The organism is Citrobacter sp. Cu096 (assembly GCF_030332285.1).
Taxonomy (GTDB): Bacteria; Pseudomonadota; Gammaproteobacteria; order Enterobacterales; family Enterobacteriaceae; genus Citrobacter; species Citrobacter meridianamericanus.
Genome location: NZ_JAOWID010000030.1, coordinates 1,723,285 through 1,742,429 on the forward strand (window position 1 = coordinate 1,723,285; position 19,145 = coordinate 1,742,429).

General features: G+C 42.9%; 14 protein-coding genes. 8 read left to right on the top strand and 6 right to left on the bottom strand.

Going from position 1 to position 19,145, the window contains the following annotated elements:
- Positions 1-18: 18 nt before the first annotated feature.
- From OGX99_RS22765 to OGX99_RS22785, 5 genes are all read right to left on the bottom strand, one after another.
- Positions 19-852: a nucleoside-specific channel-forming Tsx family protein gene (locus OGX99_RS22765; RefSeq protein WP_151217973.1), complete on the bottom strand. Its 834-nt coding sequence runs from the start codon at positions 850-852 to the stop codon at positions 19-21.
- Between the two features lie 86 nt (positions 853-938).
- Positions 939-2,102, bottom strand: a complete 1,164-nt coding sequence (gene tsgA / locus OGX99_RS22770; RefSeq protein ID WP_151225181.1) for an MFS transporter TsgA — start codon at positions 2,100-2,102, stop codon at positions 939-941.
- A 38-nt stretch (positions 2,103-2,140) separates the two neighbouring features.
- A complete protein-coding gene (gene deoD, locus OGX99_RS22775) occupies positions 2,141-2,848 on the bottom strand; it encodes a purine-nucleoside phosphorylase (protein ID WP_151217971.1) in 708 nt (235 codons plus the stop codon).
- Between the two features lie 514 nt (positions 2,849-3,362).
- Complete coding sequence (locus OGX99_RS22780) at positions 3,363-4,505, bottom strand: glycosyltransferase family 4 protein (protein WP_151217970.1); 1,143 nt, start codon at positions 4,503-4,505, stop codon at positions 3,363-3,365.
- Between the two features lie 99 nt (positions 4,506-4,604).
- The gene (locus OGX99_RS22785; RefSeq protein WP_286545165.1) at positions 4,605-7,280 is read right to left on the bottom strand and encodes an autotransporter outer membrane beta-barrel domain-containing protein; all 2,676 of its coding nucleotides are present in this window, start codon (positions 7,278-7,280) and stop codon (positions 4,605-4,607) included.
- Positions 7,281-9,308: 2,028 nt separating this feature from the next.
- Here OGX99_RS22785 and OGX99_RS23835 point away from each other — a divergent pair.
- From OGX99_RS23835 to OGX99_RS22815, 7 genes are all read left to right on the top strand, one after another.
- Positions 9,309-9,692 (top strand): response regulator transcription factor, encoded by a 384-nt coding sequence (locus OGX99_RS23835; RefSeq protein WP_353655340.1) that lies wholly within the window; start codon positions 9,309-9,311, stop codon positions 9,690-9,692.
- 211 nt (positions 9,693-9,903) lie between these two features.
- The gene (locus OGX99_RS22790) at positions 9,904-10,428 is read left to right on the top strand and encodes a fimbrial protein (RefSeq protein WP_210904912.1); all 525 of its coding nucleotides are present in this window, start codon (positions 9,904-9,906) and stop codon (positions 10,426-10,428) included.
- A gap of 53 nt (positions 10,429-10,481) precedes the next feature.
- A complete protein-coding gene (locus OGX99_RS22795) occupies positions 10,482-11,213 on the top strand; it encodes a fimbrial biogenesis chaperone (RefSeq protein ID WP_247604983.1) in 732 nt (243 codons plus the stop codon).
- Positions 11,214-11,259: 46 nt separating this feature from the next.
- A complete protein-coding gene (locus tag OGX99_RS22800; RefSeq protein ID WP_210904911.1) occupies positions 11,260-13,899 on the top strand; it encodes a fimbria/pilus outer membrane usher protein in 2,640 nt (879 codons plus the stop codon).
- A 13-nt stretch (positions 13,900-13,912) separates the two neighbouring features.
- The gene (locus OGX99_RS22805) at positions 13,913-15,259 is read left to right on the top strand and encodes a fimbrial protein (RefSeq protein ID WP_210904910.1); all 1,347 of its coding nucleotides are present in this window, start codon (positions 13,913-13,915) and stop codon (positions 15,257-15,259) included.
- Positions 15,259-15,978, top strand: a complete 720-nt coding sequence (locus OGX99_RS22810; protein ID WP_187259697.1) for a fimbrial biogenesis chaperone — start codon at positions 15,259-15,261, stop codon at positions 15,976-15,978. Before OGX99_RS22805 ends, OGX99_RS22810 begins: the two co-directional genes overlap by 1 nt.
- Positions 15,979-16,011: 33 nt before the next feature.
- Positions 16,012-16,674, top strand: coding sequence for an EAL domain-containing protein (locus OGX99_RS22815; RefSeq protein ID WP_252838109.1), 663 nt, complete (start codon positions 16,012-16,014; stop codon positions 16,672-16,674).
- A 360-nt stretch (positions 16,675-17,034) separates the two neighbouring features.
- On the opposite strand, the gene OGX99_RS22820 is transcribed toward OGX99_RS22815, so the two are convergent.
- Entirely contained in the window at positions 17,035-17,970 is a 936-nt protein-coding gene (locus OGX99_RS22820) for a LysR family transcriptional regulator (RefSeq protein ID WP_252838108.1), read from the bottom strand.
- Between the two features lie 362 nt (positions 17,971-18,332).
- Here OGX99_RS22820 and OGX99_RS22825 point away from each other — a divergent pair, with 362 nt between their 5' ends.
- On the top strand, positions 18,333-18,911 hold the full coding sequence (locus OGX99_RS22825) for an HD domain-containing protein (protein ID WP_286539592.1): 579 nt from the start codon (positions 18,333-18,335) through the stop codon (positions 18,909-18,911).
- Positions 18,912-19,145: the final 234 nt, after the last annotated feature.

Genomic DNA, 19,145 nt, shown 5'->3' on the forward strand with positions numbered 1-19,145 from the left:
TGTGTCAGTTCAGCACAATCAGAATTTATAGCTGAGGTTGAAATAGTGACCGAGTCCGGTGGTGCGCCCTGCTCCACCGTGATTTTCCATCAATGCCATGTTACGGAAATACTTAAGGCCATAACCTACCGCATAATGCTCTGAATGCCAGTAGATGCCGTTATACCATTCAATCGCGTTATTGCTGTATAACGGTTGATTAGCAATCTTGTTAGCGGCGAACTGATAGTCAAAGTAACCCTGATAATTCAGGTAGCTGCCGTTGGCAAAGGTATAGAACGGCGTCGACCAGTTGGTCGAGAACATATAGCCATCCCACTTGCCTTCATTATCCGCACCGTAGTTTTCTCGCACATAATGCGCATAGATGTTCATTCCCACAAGGCCAAACCACGGAACCTTAACATCCGTGCCCAGACCGACATAATGCTCAAATAACTCCCGGTCGCCAATGTTATTTACCGTTGCGATATAGAATTCGTTAAACGGCCCAACGGATAAATCCTTATTAAAAAGAGCATCCAGGGAAAACCGTGGGGATATCTTGGCGAAGAAGTTATCGCCGCCGTGGCGGTCATCCTGCTTGCGGTCCAAAATATCGAAGAAATCGACATAACCATACAGATCGATAATTCCGGAACGTGCCCCAAACTCCAGTTCCAGATAAGTGTCATTACGAATACCATATGGCACTTTCGCATCCACACTTTGCATTAAGTTCATCTGCATCCAGTTAAAATCATTTTTTCGGATGTTGCCATCGGTATAATCAGCAGCAAGCGCTTGCGTACAGCTCATAGCAACGACTGCGCCCAGAACAGCTTTTTTAATCATTAATTTATTCTTCAGCATTTTCAATTCCTTTGAGCAAGGTTGAGTGTCGCCCCACCAAATAAATGGTGTGGCGACTGACTATCTAATTAGAGAGGTAAGAGTTATTACTGCACTTTGTTACGTTTAAGTCTTAATGTACCTATCAACATGATAAAGATAATTAAATATAATACTGGTATTGCGTACATGATTTTCTGCAATCCCATTGTTTTTTCCATTAACGCACTGATCGCTGGACTAAACATGGCCCCGGCGCTACCGCTAATTAAAATATAAGAAACGTTCTGACTACTTGCGCGCTTCACAAATGAAACTCCATAGGCGATAAAGGAGTTATACAGCGCCGCACAAACAAATCCGTAACTATATGCCAGATAATCAAGTCCGGAGATATTTTCTTTCGATACAATAATTGTAGTAATTACGCAAGCGAGCAATATAATACTCAACAGGAAATAATGTATCCTTACACGAGAAACAATGACAGTTGATACTAGCGCCCCAACCAACGCCGCTCCCCAGTATTGCGTAATAATATTGCCAGCTTCTTCAAAAGGAATGCCAAATTTGTTCTTCACAAATAATGGTGCCCAGGTCAGGAAGGTATACAACGCCAACATACCTAAGAACAGACCAATTCCTCCGCTGATAATCCCTGGGTTCCACTCAGATTTCACCGCGTCTGTCCGATCCTCCGCAGGTGCGGTTTCACAGGCAGTAAAACGAGTGAGCGCCACAACACCTAACGTAAGTAAGGCCACCATGCCAACGCTCAGATAGCTGTAACTCCATGACATATTGTGCGTCAGGGCGAAGGTGGTGATCAGCGGGAAAACCACGCCTGCGACGTTAAAGGTGGCGTCTTGCACCACCAGCATCGTACTTTGAATGCGATCCTGCCACACCGAAACGACAATCGTTCCCGCCACGCACAGACCAATCCCACCGCAGAATCCCACCAGAGTCATGGCGACCATCACCGGCCATAAGCCAGGGCTTAAGTGCATTGCCAGAGCGCAAAGGAACACTATCGAATAGATAATAAACGTCATTCGCTTGACGCCAATTTTTTCTATCAGGAAAAAGGCAGCAATGGTCCCAGCTAACGCCCCACCGTTAAGCAGCGAAAATATCGAAGCAACGGTATTCACATCAGCACTGTAACGTACCGCAATCGGTTCAATCAGCATTCCAAACTGACTGGCAAACCCCGCCATAATAAAATTTGCCAGAAAACTAATCAGTGTAAGCGCTATTTTATTCTTCATATAATGACATCCCTGATTGGTTCAATTAAAAGCCTATGCTAAGCCGTAACGGCTGTATTTAGCGCCAGCTCAATCATATTTTTAAAGGTTAATTGTCGTTCCTCTGCCGTGGTTTCTTCGCCTGTCAGGCAATGATCGGACACCGTTAAAATAGCCAGTGCTTCAATATTAAATTGGTGTGCTAAGGCGTATAAGCCGGCCACTTCCATATCCACACCCAGTACACCAAACTTTTCCAGTGCCGGAATGAGGTTTTCGTCAGGATCGTAATAAAGATCGCCACTAAAAATATTGCCGACTTTAATGTCAATCCCGGCCTTCTGCGCCAGCATCCACGCTTGTTGTAGTAATGGGAAGTGAGCGGATGTCGCCATCGTGTAGCCCGCGCTACGTTTTAAATTTGTGACAGAGTCCGTTCCGGCAGCAAGAGCCAGGATAATGTCGCGCATTTTTACATGCTGTTGTGTTGCCCCCAGGCTACCAACGCGAATAATTCTCTTCACATCAAAATCATGTACCAACTCATGGGCGTATAGCGTCATAGACGGAATACCCATGCCGTGTCCCATCACCGAAACAGGTTGCCCAAAATAAAGACCGGTATAGCCCAGCATATTGCGCACGTTGGTAACTTCGCGGTAATCCATAAGATAATTTTCGGCAATAAATTTAGCGCGCAGCGGATCGCCCGGCATAATCACGGTTGGCGCAAAATCACCCGCTTTAGCATTAATATGTGCAGTCATAACAATTCCTGAATTATGAGTATTGGAGATATGCAGGGATTGTAACCAGACGTTTGAAGAGGATTGAGGACAAAAGTCCTGCTCAGAGGATCGGCCTCTCATTTCTGAGAGTTAGATGCGGGGGGTTGCACAGGGAGCTTGTTTTCCCCTCCTGCACATAAGCAGAGCATTTTATCCGATATGCCACTCACCTCATTTTTACGAAAAGTAAATGCGAAAAGTGATCTTCCTGGCCGGATAGATGAAAGCTACAACGCAAAACAAAATTCTGTACGTACAAAACGGGGAGTCCATAGATGTAGAAAGTGGGCTCAGAAATTTTCTTCTTTCTGCAGACTTCCCCGATGCAAGACTGATTCTAACTCGTAATCATCAATGCCGCTCAATGCGGTGGTTGCTGGAAATTTAGCTACCTTACCGTCACTGCCAATCTTTTTCTCAGAAGAACACATAATCAGAAAAAGTGTCGTGGTATTGGGTACAACTTTTTCTCATCTTTGTGATTATCAACTTGCTATTTATTGCCGAATGATGATGCTAAATTTTTTTCATACAGTTCCTTCCAGACTTTTATATACGACTCAGTCATTTTCCCAAGAGTAAACTCAGAGCGGTTGACGCTATTTCGAAAAGTATTCTCAGCTTGATCGCTACGCAGTTTTTTCACATTTGATAAATAGCCTATAATCTTATTCTGTATCGCGGAAACCGTTGGTTCACAGCTATATTCAGATTTCATATAGCTATCCATACCTAACCCTGGTGTAGCGATAAGCGCGCAGTTTGATAGTAATGCTTCCAGCCCCACTATTCCGTAGCTTTCTTGTATACTTGGGAAAACGACAATATCAGTTTCAGCCAGCGCTTGTTTTTTATCTTCTCCCTGAACGAATGTCAGTCCTTTAAACCCCTCATTTACCAGATAATCAGGGATTTTTTCAGGGCCATAGACTCTTGCTTCCACGCGATTTCGATATGACGAAGGTAATGTGTTGATAGCATCGCGAAAAACATAAAAGTTTTTAACAATATCAGTAAAACGTCCAAAAAAGCTAATGACAATCTTCCCTTCAGGATGATGTATTTTCTTTGTCGGGTAGTGAGTGAAGTCAACGCCGATAGGAAAGATATTGGGTGTAATACTATCAGCGGATACAAAATCAATAACTGAACGATGAGCCCAATTACTATGCAATATGAGAGCACCACTTTGCCTGACGGCGATTCGTTGTTCCCAATAATTCTGCATACCTTTTTGCGTCCGGGTTAGATAATGCTGCATGCCTATATAGCTTGAATGCAGAGTGAACTGAACACGTTCCAATTCGAAATAGAACGGAAGCAATGGAGTATTCTCGTGTACAGAGATAACATCTGGATTGAATTCCTTCAAAATTGGAGCGATTTTCTGTGATGTACTCCATGCTACGTTTAATACAAGAGACTCAAACGATGAATCAAAAGGTAAAGCAGGCTCAACTATTACCTCATAGTCAGCCAATTGGGATGGTCGTGTTTTTTGGTTATTCAGATATAAAACTTTAAAAGGATAGTTGCGACGTTTTAACTCCGCCCAAAACTCTTGATTAAAGAAGCTAAGGCCACTGAAAAATATATCAGGAGCTTCAGTTGTAACAATTAAAACCCGAGGTTGCATAGTTGTTCCTGTTGTACAATCTGAGATGCATGTAGCAATATCAATAGGTTAATCATGAAATCAGTCAACTATAACAAGCTTGACTGATTTCCTTTGTGGTCAGAAACGGTATTTAAGGCTCAACATAGCCTGGGTGTCGCTGTAACCATTATCTCCCAGCTGTTGTGCCACATTGCCCCACAAATCCACGTTTTTGGACAGTTGTCCTTCGACCCCCACCTTCAATTCAGCAATGTTTTTAGTTCCATCAATATTGTTATAGTCGTTATTGACAGTTACACCAAAAGCTCGGGTGTTATGGATCCAGTTCGTTTCAACAAACGGCTGGAATTGGCGATCTTTCCCGTTATCAATCGTGTTGTGACCATTGATATAAGCCCGGACACCAACTCTGCTCTGAATATTACCATCGCCTTCAAATGAGATTCGCGAACCGTTGCGCTCTGTGTGCTCGTCAGCTCTGACATTCATCCACACAAGCTGAATTTTGGGCTGAAGAAAGTATTTATCACCATTACTGTATCTTTCTCCTAGCTTGTAAGTATAGCCCGCTTCAAGTGAGGTAGTTATCCCACGGGATTTGTATTTTTCCGTTGCGAGTTGCTCACCTTTTACCTCGTTATCAAACCAGTTATAAAGTGCCCATGTATCAATATAGCTACCTGTTTTATCCTTATTATTGGCATACCACGTACCGTAAAGACCCACACTGTACCCTTCAACGGAGCCGCTGGATGTATATTCAGAGTATTCAGATACTGTATTGCTATTTTGTCTCGCATATCCCGACATCAGGCCGAGATGCCAGCGATCCAGGCCATCGCTACTCCATTGAGCGATATCTCCCCCAATCTGAGTAACATAGCGATTCCCCTGATTTTTCAACTGCTGGCTGTTGTCACTGGCTCGGTTGTGTCCACCAGTTTGGCGTAACCACAAACTGGTTACTTTGTCCTCTCCTGTCAGGATATCTGTATATTGAGTCTCCCCTGAGCGGTCGTGTAGACGTAGCAAAAAGAGAGTATTTGTTGCCATATGATTAAACATATAACTGCCAGGTTCGGGCCTGTTAATAGGGGTAAGTGGTACTGGGTCAGTAGTTGGCGGTACTGGGTCAGTAATAGGTGGTACTGGGTCCGTAGTCGGCGGTATTATTGCAGGAAGTTGCGATCGCAAGTACCAATCTCCATTTTGGTCGTTCACACCATTTTTATGCAGATAGTACTCGTATGCCCCACCGACAATACGGCCTTGCTGTACAAATTCACCTAATGAGGCCCCCTGGACTTCAATAACCTTGATGCCTTCAACTGTCTGAGCACCTTTCCCGCCAATATTATTAACCGATAGATAGGTTTGACCTGATGTCGAGCCATTAATAATCACTCTGTCTGACGGAGAGTCGTCGCTTCCAAGATGAGTATCAAGTTCAATTACACCTTGATCGCCAATGTAATCACCTCCAATTATGAACCGATCGCCTGCAACACCGTTGGCCAATGTCAATCGACCCTGGTTTTTAAATGTATTCAGATTTTGAAAGAGTGCATCGTTAGGGGTTCCATCACTGTTGGCCGCCAGTATAATTTGTCCACGATTGATTAACTCTGTTGTTCCACCACCAAAGTCACTTGTTGCCACAGGTGCAATGGTATCCCTGATGCCATCACGATCAGAATCTGACCACTCTCTAACATTCCAGACACCAGTCACTTCATTAATGAAGGTATCTTTTCCGCTAGTCAGTTGAATAACACCATTCAGACTTCCTGCATTCGTGATGTTTGTCTCCGCGCCCGTATAATGACGCGATACAAATTCACCATAATCATTATAACCATAATGTTCATAACCATCAGCGCTAATAGCAATGTCTGATAGAGCCCCCAATGTTGCACCTGCATCAATAATAATATTAGAGGTAGCGCCACCGATAATTTTCAGACCAGCCCCTTCAGCTCCCCCCTCAACGACGCTACCAGCCTGAAGTTTAACGTCAAAAATATTTTCTGGGTCGTGAATGACATATCCCCCGCTGCTATAATTATAAACGGGGCCTGTATCTTGTAGTCGTACTGCATCGCCAACCTGAGAACGAATAATACCGGAGGTTGTAACGCGGGATTCGAGAGCCTTAATATAAACAGCCGCAGTATCCTTGCTGGCGCTTTTATTGATAATCTGACTATCTACGTTCTGATGTACAACACCCAAACCTAAGAGCATACCAGAAGCCCCCGCCATATAAATACCCGAATGTTGTGTCTCTCGAATATTATTCTCGGCAAAGATCATAGAGCCAGAAGGCCCTACAATTGGTTCTTGTGGTGCAGAACCATCAATATCGGTGGATCTACCAGTATATATATTCCCTGAAACATTAATTTCAATTTGCTCTGCATTTACATATGGCTCTCCATGAGAGTCATATGACGCCAAAGGAAACCCTAAAGCCATAATGCCTGTAACATCTGACGTAATTGTTTTCCCATCTTCCAGATTAATAACTGTTTTGTAAGTAATGTTATCGGCATGGTAAGACTCAAAATGATAAGCAGGGGCAAGGTTATCACTTTTAAGAATATCATTGTTAATATTAATATTCCTCCAGTCATCGACTAATGAACAGGTTACTCCAGGAACAGGAGCCACTGGTGAGATATAGTCACATGCTCCTGCAGCATAGGCCGGACTAACAAAAAGAGTAATCAAACTGGCAAGCAGTTTTTTATTAAATATTACTGAGTTAATGTTGCGCATACGTGAAATGTTCATATGTTCAGTCATCTCCCGGAAGGAATTAAATGTTGTAAAAATGTAACTCTTAAAATTCACCATTTGATGAATAAAAGGTTTCTATATTTCGGATATATGAATTGCCTGCATCCTGTCTCATGGCGCTATTCTTAAAAAAATGCCAGGTTAGTTTTTATATCAATGAGTTATGTCTTCGGTTATTGTTTATAATAACGTTATTAAATATCCCTATTTTATTTTTGTTATTATCTTTTATTGTTATTGTCTTATATATAAGAAAACACCCATTTGTTCTGGGCGCTTTCTTATATAACGGTCTAACCTTATAAAAAAATTATATTTTTTGAAGCATCGGATGAGTGTAACTGGAGCGCCTGAAGCTAAATTTACATTACGTGAGAAGGATCACAGAGCACGTTGGCGGTAACAGATGAACCCGTGGTTGGTATTGAGCTTGTCTCATCACAGTAATAATTATTGTCACCTTATAGTTCAGTATGTTGGATAATGAACATGTAATCACAGAAAGGTTGTTATAAAAATACAAATGATAATTTTCGAGCGAATTACTGGATAAGTTGACACCGAGTAAATGTTTCTTCCATATTATCTGAACTTAATAAAAACTCAGGAGGAGTTTAGATTGTTAATTTATGACGTGGTTAGACCATTGTAAAAGTTATTTTCTTATAAAACATTTTCATTAATATAACAGTAAAAATTATGATGAAATAAATAATCCTTATCCCCTCAGTTAGAAAAAATAACTTTCACTAACTTCATTTAAAATGTAATATTTATTGCGTAACGAAATTTCTATGCATTATTTAGGATTTAACACTTTTGTACTTCGCGGCTTAACAGCAAAATAGTTACACATTAGGCGCAATACGAGTTATGAGAACAATAGTTAGCCAGCTTCCCACTGGTTAACACGGTGCGATATGAATGAGTATTCGTCGCGAGATTCGAATATTGGATTTTATATCCATGATCTCTGTCGTAAACGCACTATCTCTAACTGTCACTTTTTATAGATAATGTAAACAGTGATGACATGAAAAGACCGAAGTAAAGACGATTACACAGGAACACAGATGCGTCGATTGCCGTCGTATATAACTGCTCCTCTGGCGTGGGGAAATGGAACCACACCACAAAGAATTTGCAATAGAGCATCTGCTATTAGTCAATGTTGCAACCTCTTCTAACGTAGTTAGAAGTATTTTGTTATAAATGTGTTAAATAACAATCATTATATTAAGTGGCTGGCCTGAGTGTGGGTAATCTATTAAGAATTATCTGGGTAATCAGTAGTTATAGCGTTGTTTTTTGGTTATCCGACAACTAGCAGAACCGTTGAGGCGCTGAACCAAAGAGTTTTAATGGGCGTTACGAGATGAATACTGGAACATAGATAGGCGTCTGCTACAGAAAAAAGTCGACAACTGTCACAAAGAATATACTCATTAAAGAGCATGTTCATCATTAAATAGCATAGGTTCTGTCTGAGTTTATCTGGAGTATACAAAAGGCCTCTGATTTAGCATTGCATTGATTTTAGGATAAAACCATTTTATAAAAGCCTACTGGTTCCTGGCTCAACATAGACTACATAACAAGAACTTTATACATCTCATCCTGGTGGATGAGATGATTCCTAGTTCAAATGGGTATTTTCTTATATACGCAGACTTAATCAAAATAAGATAATTACATATACAAAGTGAGGATATTAATGACATTACCGATAACTGGTGATAGGACGCATTATTTGTCAAATTTGAACATTAATTTCATCGTGTTTAGTGAAGATAATCTCCTGAAATTTGCGCTGAGTAATCTACTATCAGAAATCAGGAAGCTTCCAACTTATCAGAAGGTAAACTTTATTCTTACAGATGTCATAGACCTGAATGAGGTTTTCAGGAGCCTATTGAAAAATGAAAACAGTTCATTGATCATATTTGATTTTGATGCCGTTTTTTTTCGGAAAAAATTAGGGTAATTGAGAAAATAGCAAAGCTTCATCGAACTGTAAAAACTGTGGCGATATGCAGTCACTGGGACTATAAGCATAATGCTTATTTTTATAATACCTTCTGCGATATTGTACTAAAAAGAAATGATCCAGTAGAGATCTACTCAAGCATTATAAATCACGAACTTAACATATTGTTAGCAAAAGAATCGAATGAAAGCTATAGAAGGAAAGAAAAGAATGCGCTTCATTACCTTTCACTTTCAAGTCGAGAGAGTGAAATCCTGAAGCTAATAATGAAAGGAAGAAGTAGCTCAGAAATTTCCGACTTACTATTTATCAGCGTAAAGACGGTATCGACGCATCGTTCTAATATTTATGCAAAATTTAACGTCAGGTCAATTAGTGAGTTATATAAGATACTTGTTGGTGAGAACCTGATTGAATAGGAGGCGTTGCAGTTAAAAATATATCGAATACAAATATTGATCATGTAGTTTCATTAAACACCTTAATAAACATACAGTTACCCATTTCAATAACGGATTTTGCTGGCTCTTTAATTAAGACATTGCATTAATGAGAGAGACGTAAAAGTGTAGTTATATATTGGCAAATAACATTGTTATATGCTTGATTCAGAAATAAGGAAAATTAAATATGAAAAGAATGACGCTAGCTCTCATTTGTACTGTTGCTATCTCGGCTTCAGCAGTGGCGGATAACACTATTCGTTTTCAGGGTGAAGTAGCCGATCAAACGTGCGTTGTTAGTATTAACGGCAATGCCTCTTCACCGCTGGTTCTTTTGCCTACGGTGCCTAAATCTGCCCTGGCTGCTTCCGGTCAGACCGCGGGCCAAACGCCTTTCGCTGTTTCTCTGAGTGGTTGTACAGCTACCACCTCTGCAACCGCGATCAAAACGGTATTTGTCGGAAATAACCTGACCAGTAATGGTCGTATGGGAAACTCCGGTAGCGCAACGAATGTTTCATTACAACTGGTTGATCCTGCAAACCCAACTACACCGTTAGATCTGACAGGTCAAACTGGCTCTCCTGGCTTAAACCTTGCAGCTAACGCAACTTCAGCATCCTATGACTTTGCAGTTGAATACTATGCCGAAGGCGTTGCTACCGCTGGCTCAGTTCTGGGAAGCGTACAGTACGCTGTGTCTTACCAATAAGCACCAATCCCCTTCCAGTTTATGGAAGGGGTATTTATACACGAGAAATTATAATGCCAAGAAAAATCCTCAACGCGCTATTGTGGGCTGCATTAGTTTTAACAGTAACCACGCCAGTAATGGCTAGTGTGGTAATGCTCAACACCAGGGTCATTTATCCAGGGGATGCTCAATCTGAAACCTTACAATTTACTAATAATGATAACATTCCCTATATAATGCAAATCTGGTCAGATAAAAATAATCCAGCATCTACCCCAGATAATGCCGATGGCCCTTTTATGGCGGTGCCCGCTTTATTTCGTATTGAACCCAGAACAGGTCAATCGGTGCGCCTTTTTTTTACTGGAAAGAATCTACCTCAAGATCGCGAATCTGTTTTTTATCTTAACTTTGTGCAAATTCCACCGAAGAATATGGCCAAAGCACAAAACCAAATGGTCGTCGTTCTGAGAAACAGAAATAAAATATTTTACAGACCAAAAACGATCATTGGCAGTGTTGATGACGTGGTGAATCAGATTCATTTTTCCGTTAAAGAAGAACGTGGAAATGTACAGCTCACCGTGATTAATGATTCAGGTTATTATGCCTCTTTCATTAGTGCAGACGTTATTGCTGGTACACAGAAAATTGCTTTTCCTGCCAGTATGGTTGCTCCCAAAACTCAAATGCTTTGGGTCGCTAAAAATAGCCGGCTTTCTTCAAAACCGTTGAAAGTTAAATTTACTTTGGTGAATGACTACGGTGGTCATACGAGTGCTGAAGCTCCACTCAAAAACTAACTTTTCAACTCTGAGTGCAGAGTTTATTCAATTACTGGAGGAATGGATGCTGTACATTCCAGAAGCTAAAACTTTGCATAGCAATGTACCAAGTAGTCAGGTTTATTTCCGTCTTATTTCGGGGCGGAGAATTCCTATCAAATGCTTACTCATCGCTCTAATTTTATGTCCATCTTTTGCGTTTTCCGAAACTCAACTGGAGGCTGAAAACCAATATCAGTTTGATGATGCCATGCTGCTTGGTAACGCAAAAGACCAACAGATCATTGCGCGGTTTAACCATGCAAATAGCGTTGCCGCTGGTACGTATCAGGTCGATATTTTTATTAACGGTAATTTCTATTCCCGAGAATCGCTCGTTTTTGCGCCCAATGCTCAGGGAAAGGTATCTCCTTGCCTATCGCAAGAACTGTTAACCAAAGGTGGCGTCGACCCACAGAGTATTACGCCAGTAGATCATACGGCGCAATGTGCAACGCTGGAAAGTCAGATTAAAGATTCGTCAAACCATTTTGACTTTGCGAGGTTACGACTGGATTTATTTATTCCTCAGGCACTCATGGTGCGTACCCCTCGTGGCAAAGTTTCTGCAGGCGATTTGTCTGCGGGAGAAACAGTCGCGTTTGCGAATTATGATACGAACTACTATCGCACTGATACGTCTGGTCAGACGTCAGAATCTACTTATTTAGGCCTCAACGCCGGGTTAAACCTGGGGTTGTGGCAATTCCGCCACCAGGCAAACTATAACCGTTATTCTAGCGATTCAGGTCCAGGCAGCAACCACTGGACACCACTACGAACTTATGTTCAGAGACCTATCATGGCCTTGCGCAGTCAACTGACACTGGGCGACAGTTATACCTCTGGCAATCTGTTTAGCAGTATTGGATTTCGCGGACTCCAGTTGGAAACGGACGATCGTATGTTGCCGGAATCTCAACGAGGCTATGCACCAACAATTCGCGGTATTGCATCTACTGCAGCAAAAGTCACTGTGTCTCAATCAGGCAATAAAATTTATCAAACCACCGTGACGCCGGGAGCATTTGTCATTGATGACCTTTACCCCACCAGTTATGAAGGGGATTTAGTTGTTGAAATTCAGGAAGCCGATGGGCGTATTTCGTCATTTACCGTACCATTTTCTGCCGTGCCAAACTCCATGCGGCCTGGACGTTCCCATGTGAATTTCTCTGCCGGGCAGGTACGGGACATTGGCGACAGTGACGCAAATTTCACCGATCTGACGTGGCAAACTGGCTTAAGCAATGCCATAACGGCGAATAGTGGTGTACGAATTTCGCAGGGGTATCAGTCTTTGCTGGGCGGTTTTGTCTTCACTAATCAGTTAGGGGCGCTGGGTTTGAATGCCGTTTATTCGCGAGCGGATATTCTGGGTGAAAACCTTAATGGCTGGCGTCTGGGAGCCACCTATAGTCGTACATTTTCTCCGACGGCAACTACTGTCGCGTTGGCGGGCTATCGATACTCGACCGATGGCTACCGCGATCTCGGCGATGTACTAGGTTTGCGCGATGCGCACGATCGCAACGGCACATGGAATTCCAGCACCTATCAACAGAAAAATCAGTTCGTACTGACAATAAGTCAGGGGCTATCCAGCTACGGGCAACTCTACGTTTCTGGTTCAACCAGCGATTATCGTGACCGTCGTAGCCGCGACACGCAGTATCAGATGGGATACTCCAATAGCTGGGGTTCAGTCAGTTATAACCTCTCGTTGAGCAGGCAGCAAACCGGCAGCACTCGTTATGGCGTGCAGTCTTCACAAGGCTATAGCAATAATGCTTCTGGTTATTCTGGTCGTACGCAAAACACCCTGATGTTTTCAATCACGGTCCCGTTTGGTGAAGGTTCTCGTTCGCCTATTCTGACCACTGGCGTAAGCCACCAATCCGGAGACGATAGCAGCACCTTTTATCAAAGTTCACTCACTGGGACGCTGGGAGAAAATCAAGCACTTAGTTACACCGTGAATGGGGCTTATGACAACGCAGGAACCGGCACTACCGTAGGCGCAAACGTCACCCAACAATTGCCTTGGGTCACAGTTAACGGTAGCGCATCACATAGTCGTGATTACACCCAAGGGGGGGCAAGCTTACGTGGTGCTCTGGTTGCCCATTCTGGTGGCGTTACACTTGGTCCCTACCTTGGCGATACTTTTGGTGTTATCGAAGCTGAAGGTGTAGATGGCGCAGAGGTTCAAAACGGTATGGGGGCAAAAATTAACAACTTTGGATATGCCATTGTCCCTTCGTTGGTGCCTTATCGGTACAACGATATCGGCCTCGACGCCAAAGGTATAAAAAACCAGAGCGCGGAGTTGGCCGAAAACCAGCAACGCGTAGCACCTTATGCCGGAGCAGTCGTCAAGGTGCGCTTCAGAACATTGGTCGGATATCCCCTGTTAATCAAGATCCAGCGAAAAGCTGAAGGAAGTCTCCCGTTAGGGGCGGATGTTTATGACAGTAAAGACACTGTTATTGGTCTCGTCGGCCAGGGAAATCAGGTGTATGCCCGCGCACCAAAGAAAAAAGGAACGCTGCGTGTGAAATGGGGTGAATCGCCATCCGAACAATGTCTCTTAAAGTATGACTTACAGGACACCGATATATCGCAGTCCCTTTACAGACTCGACCTGCCATGCATCAGTATCTGATGGGAAATAAATCATGAATAATAGAATATCTGTGGCGTTTCTGATGCTGTTTGCGTTGCTGCTGGTTGAGCCTACATGGGCCGCCTGCTATCGAATCACTACGACTAATACTAACTCAAGCTCTAATTATTACACCGAGCCAGGAAAAGGCACGGCGGCGAACTGGGATGGAGCTACCGATTCATCGGGTTCTGCAGGGACATTACCCACGGTAATAAATATTAATAACAGTACTTTTCAACCAAATGGGACTTTGATCGCTTCCGGCGTTGTCAACGTCTTGCAATCCGGCGCTCAGTCCTACAACAGCGACCAAATTCTATTTCGTTGTACTGCCAGCGAAGACGGCAAGTTGTATGAATACTATGCCACTAACGGTGACTCAACATATGGTGGACAAGTCGAAGTCGGTGCAAGCAACGGGTTACCGGAAAGCTATCAAACCTATGCCAGCGGAATGGCACTACGTGCAACCAATATGGTGACCGGTGAATATTACAGCCGTTACTGGAAATCCAGACCGCTAACTAATCTCGATCGTGATTCTTTGGGCTGGATTTTGGTAAAAGCCAAAGACTTCAGTGACACCAGGATTGAGCTCTTTCGACTCGACAGAAGCGCGGGAGCGGTATTTACAGGTATTTACCCACATTCACAGCCAGCCACCTACATTGCATTCCAGGGAGGAGGCTTTTCATCCGGTCTGACCATCGGCAGCGACTCAAACTCACAATATAGTGGTTGGTATAATGCCTGGCCCGGCGCTGTAAATTTGTATAACCGTATATATATCCGTCGTTCAGCGACCTGTTCGGTGACAAACGTGACGCCAACTGTCGTTTTTCCGACAATTTCTGTTTCAGAACTTTCGTCGGGCGTAACACGGCAGAAACCTATAGCTATCCGTTTTAACTGTCAAACGGGAAGTCCAGCCAATACGGGTGTTGGTGCCTTTGTCAGCGGTGTTGCCGCAAATCAGACCGCGATGGGAATTCTGGTCAATCCAGCTAACGCCGCTGCCGCTGTTTCGGAAGGCTTTGGTACGGCAGGTTCCGGCGTCAGTTATCTCCTTTCCGATAATTACAACTCTTCTCCAAATATCGCTACCGGTGTGGGCATCCAGTTTACCCGAGCCAACGGCTCGCCGCTGAATCTCCTCAGCACGCTCAGCGGAGCGGTATTAGGTGGCAATGCGGTCGGATGGTATCCGGTGCTGGATGATGCTTCCGCAGGTTCAGTGGTGAATGGAGTTACAACCTACACAAAAACAATAAACGCCACGTTTAAGGCTTTACCGGGGAAAACCATTACGCCGGGTAAGTTTAATGCAACAGCACAGGTGATCATCCAGGTACAATAATGAAAAAGCTAAGAATATATCTTCTGCACCTCCTGTTACTCGGCAATGTCTGTCAGGCAGGGATGACCATCGAGTCCTCTCGAGTGGTGTTTTCAGCGTCTGATCGAGAACGCTCGTTACTGCTGGCTAACAATAATAGTTATCCGGTGATCGTACAAACGTGGGTGGATAATGGTGACTTGAAAAATACGCCGGAAACGGTAGACAACGTTCCAGTAATTCCTTTACCTGCCGTTTTTCGTCTGGAACCACAAGAGAAAAAAAATCTCCGACTACTGGCCACTCACATACCTCAGGCAACCGATCGCGAATCATTATACTGGCTGAATATGTATGAAATCTCGCCAGTAGAGACGAAACTACCAGCCAGTTTATCAGCGGTAAAAGTTGCGGTTCGTTTGCAGCTTAAACTGTTTTTCCGCCCGGAAAACTTGTCTCCTTCACCAGATAAAGTCGTTGAAGAACAAAAGATAGAGCCACAAAGAATGCCGGGTAGACTGGCAATAAAGATAAGTAATCCAACGCCATATTTTGCAACCTATCGCTCATTAAGTCTGGTAGGAGAAAAGAGCATGCAAACAATTGATCCGGGAATGCTATCACCCTTTAGCGCCAAAATAATCAATGCAGATATTGTTTCCTTAGGTGAGCCAAAGCGAGCTACATTTGAATTGATTGATGATGATGGCAATATCGTTAAAGGCAACCGCAGCTTTTAAGTGCGCTGCTGATAAGAGAACATGATGCACGTAATGCTACGTTTACAACCAATTTATTCTGTCACAAAACGGATAATTCACGGTTATGAAGTCCTGAGTGGTCCTTTACCTGCTCAGGATTGCGAGACATTTTTTTCGTCGCTGAGTTCCGCCTCACATCAAACCCTATTGGTACAGCAGTTAAATATAATCAAACAGCGAAATGATTATTCTCGTTATTATTTAAACTTACCCGTTGCCTTATTAAGCGATATGTTTGCTATAGAACAGCTTCTGCCAGAACTACATAACAACATAATTATTGAACTACAGGATCCGGAAAATATTAGTCGCCTTTCTCCCTCGGCGGCACGTGTGTTAAATCACAACCTAAACCTGATTCGTGCTAACGATATCCCCATCTGGCTGGATGACATTGCGCCAGCGTTATTTGATGACGTTTCTTCACTTCTTTTTAAATTTGATGGGATTAAAATCGATAAACATGCGTTCTGGACTCTCAGCGAAACGCCCGAACACTTACGGCAATTTATATACGATTGCCATACGCTAACTCAAAATGTAACAGTAGAAGGTATTGAAAATATCCAGCAACAGAGAGTCGCAACTCGTTGCGGAGCAAATTTTCTACAAGGATTCTTATGGCCTGAAATTCATATACAACATCCTTATTTATTTACGTATTGTTATCCGTAATCTTCACAAATCGAGATAGGCAATACCTCTAATTTGTTGAATCTGATGAACAAGATCGTCTTTTGAGGTTTTCCCCTGCGTTTATTTTCTGCTCAAATTTATTACCATGGTCAGAACCTTAAAGGAGATGACAGATATCGATGGGTTACTGCTCTCGCGCGCTTTAGCTAACTCAGGCGTATGAGGTCAGTAAACCGGGTGTAGAAGAATAGATAACCGAACGGAGGAGCCAACGTTCGCGGCACGACCACGGCTGTTATGACCGGGACAATCGAAGGATAAGTATCTGGCCGGAAAAATATTCAACCGACACATTGTGCGTATTCACCTGTCCCCCTTGCCGACATTACGTAGTTAATGTCATACATCTTTCTTTGATAAAGTTTCAATAAAAGAATTTCTCAAATATCTATGAAAGCTATCATTTTCCATATTTTTATGCCAGTACAAATATTGCTGTAAGAATATACTTTCAGTGCCGACATAAACGCGTGATAATCCCAGCTTATTTATTGAACGGACGGTTAAAAAAGAAAAGTAATCACTTCGATTCAAAAAGTCAGCAATCGTTCTGATTGATTGTATTTTGATGAAGGGTCTAAATGGCTCACGACCAAAAACATCTTTATACTTTTCCTCTAGTTTTTCCGGTAAACTTAACAAGGCTATGTATTTAAACTCATTTAATTCATCAATTGACGATAGTTTTATTTTCTTCCCTGCAAGAGGATGATGCTTCCCTACCGCGAATGAGTATTCCAGGTCGCTTACCTTTATACGCGTTAAATTATCTTCCAATACATTCACATTGCCAAAATAAAAATCAAGTTTCGCTGAAAGTAAATCATGAATGGAATTATCATCCCTCAACAAGATAGAGAAAGAGACATCGAGATCGCCACCTGATTCTTGCACACAGGCATCAAGAAACCCAATATCCTCGTAAAAATGAGTATCCGCATTAACCGATAGCACATACTCTCTTTTTAATGGAATAATTGTATTGTTGTAGTATTCGCTGATGTTGTAGAAACTTTCAATTTTCAGCACAATACTTTCAAGACTTGGAAGAAGAACTTCACTTAGGGTTGTTAAAATCATCCCTTTTTTACTTCGTACCAACAAAGGATCGTTAAAGATTTCCCTTAGTCGTGATAATTTCTGACTGACTGCTGGTGGGGTAAGGTGAAGTTGAGCCGCTACCGCCTTTACATTCTTCAACTTTAAAAGGAGATATAACACTATCAGCAAGTCGCTATTATACCTCAGTGTTTTTGGAAAGCCGCTACGATACATATGACCCCACAAGTAAAGTATACTTTTAATTAACTCAACATTTCAACAATCGAACATTGTAATTTATTTTAGCCCTCAAAAGCAGTCTTTATTGAGGGGATGAACTCTCAAACTCAGCCAAAGCGCCCTGAATAGTAGATAATGATATCCGATTCTGATGTACAAACGACACTACAATCTCTCGTTAGAGCAAGAACCAGAGCAAAAAAACAGGAAAGATAGGCCACTACAATGTCAGTTTCTCACCCAAAGCGGTCGCTCTATGTCGTTCATCTGTGCTTCTCTCGAACATGACAAGTTGTTTCACGCGGGAACACTCTGGCTATAGAATATCCATCCTCAACGACCGGTATGGGCAAGACATGGATATCGTAAAAATTAAAGAGCGTTTGATCTTCCTTCAGGAGGCAGAAAAACTCAAAAGTGTGCTTCGTAGTGCGCATACCTCTACTGGTAGAACGGAGAGCACGGCCGAGCACTCGTGGCGCCTGAGCCTGATGGCCATGATCTTTGAGGATGAATTAGCAGGGGTAGATATGCTCAGAGTTCTCAAGATGTGTCTCGTTCACGATCTGGGAGAAGCAATCCATGGTGATATTCCCGCTGTCGAGCGGGATCTGCACCCGGATAAGGGAGAACAGGAGAAAGACGCGCTGTTGCATCTCACTCGTGCGCTTGGTGAAAAACAACGGGAGGAAATTCTGTCACTCTGGCAGGAATACGAATGTGCCGCTTCACCGGAAGCCAGAGCCGTCAAGGCACTCGACAAACTCGAAACGATCCTCCAGCACAACCAGGGGATTAATCCGCCAGACTTCAATTATGCATTTAATCTTACTTATGGTCAGGAGTACACCAGCACGCATCCCTTGTTCATGCAGCTGCGCGAAATTCTCAATGAGGATACGCGCCAAAAAATTACCGGGCGAGCACAACGGTGATCTTCCTGAAGGCGGCTGGGCGAGATGCCATCATTGGCAGGCCAGTCGTTTTCACTTTATCCAATCCAACCTGGTTCGAAGTATAAAGTCTTTTCTCATGAACAGTCCGAGGGGTATCTACACAAAATTGCAGAATTCAACCGGGCGGTAGTAAAGCGCTCCTTAATCAAGGAGTAATGTACGCAACTTTAGTTCCAACAAGTGCATCAAATCTAGCCCAAAAAAAGATATCTC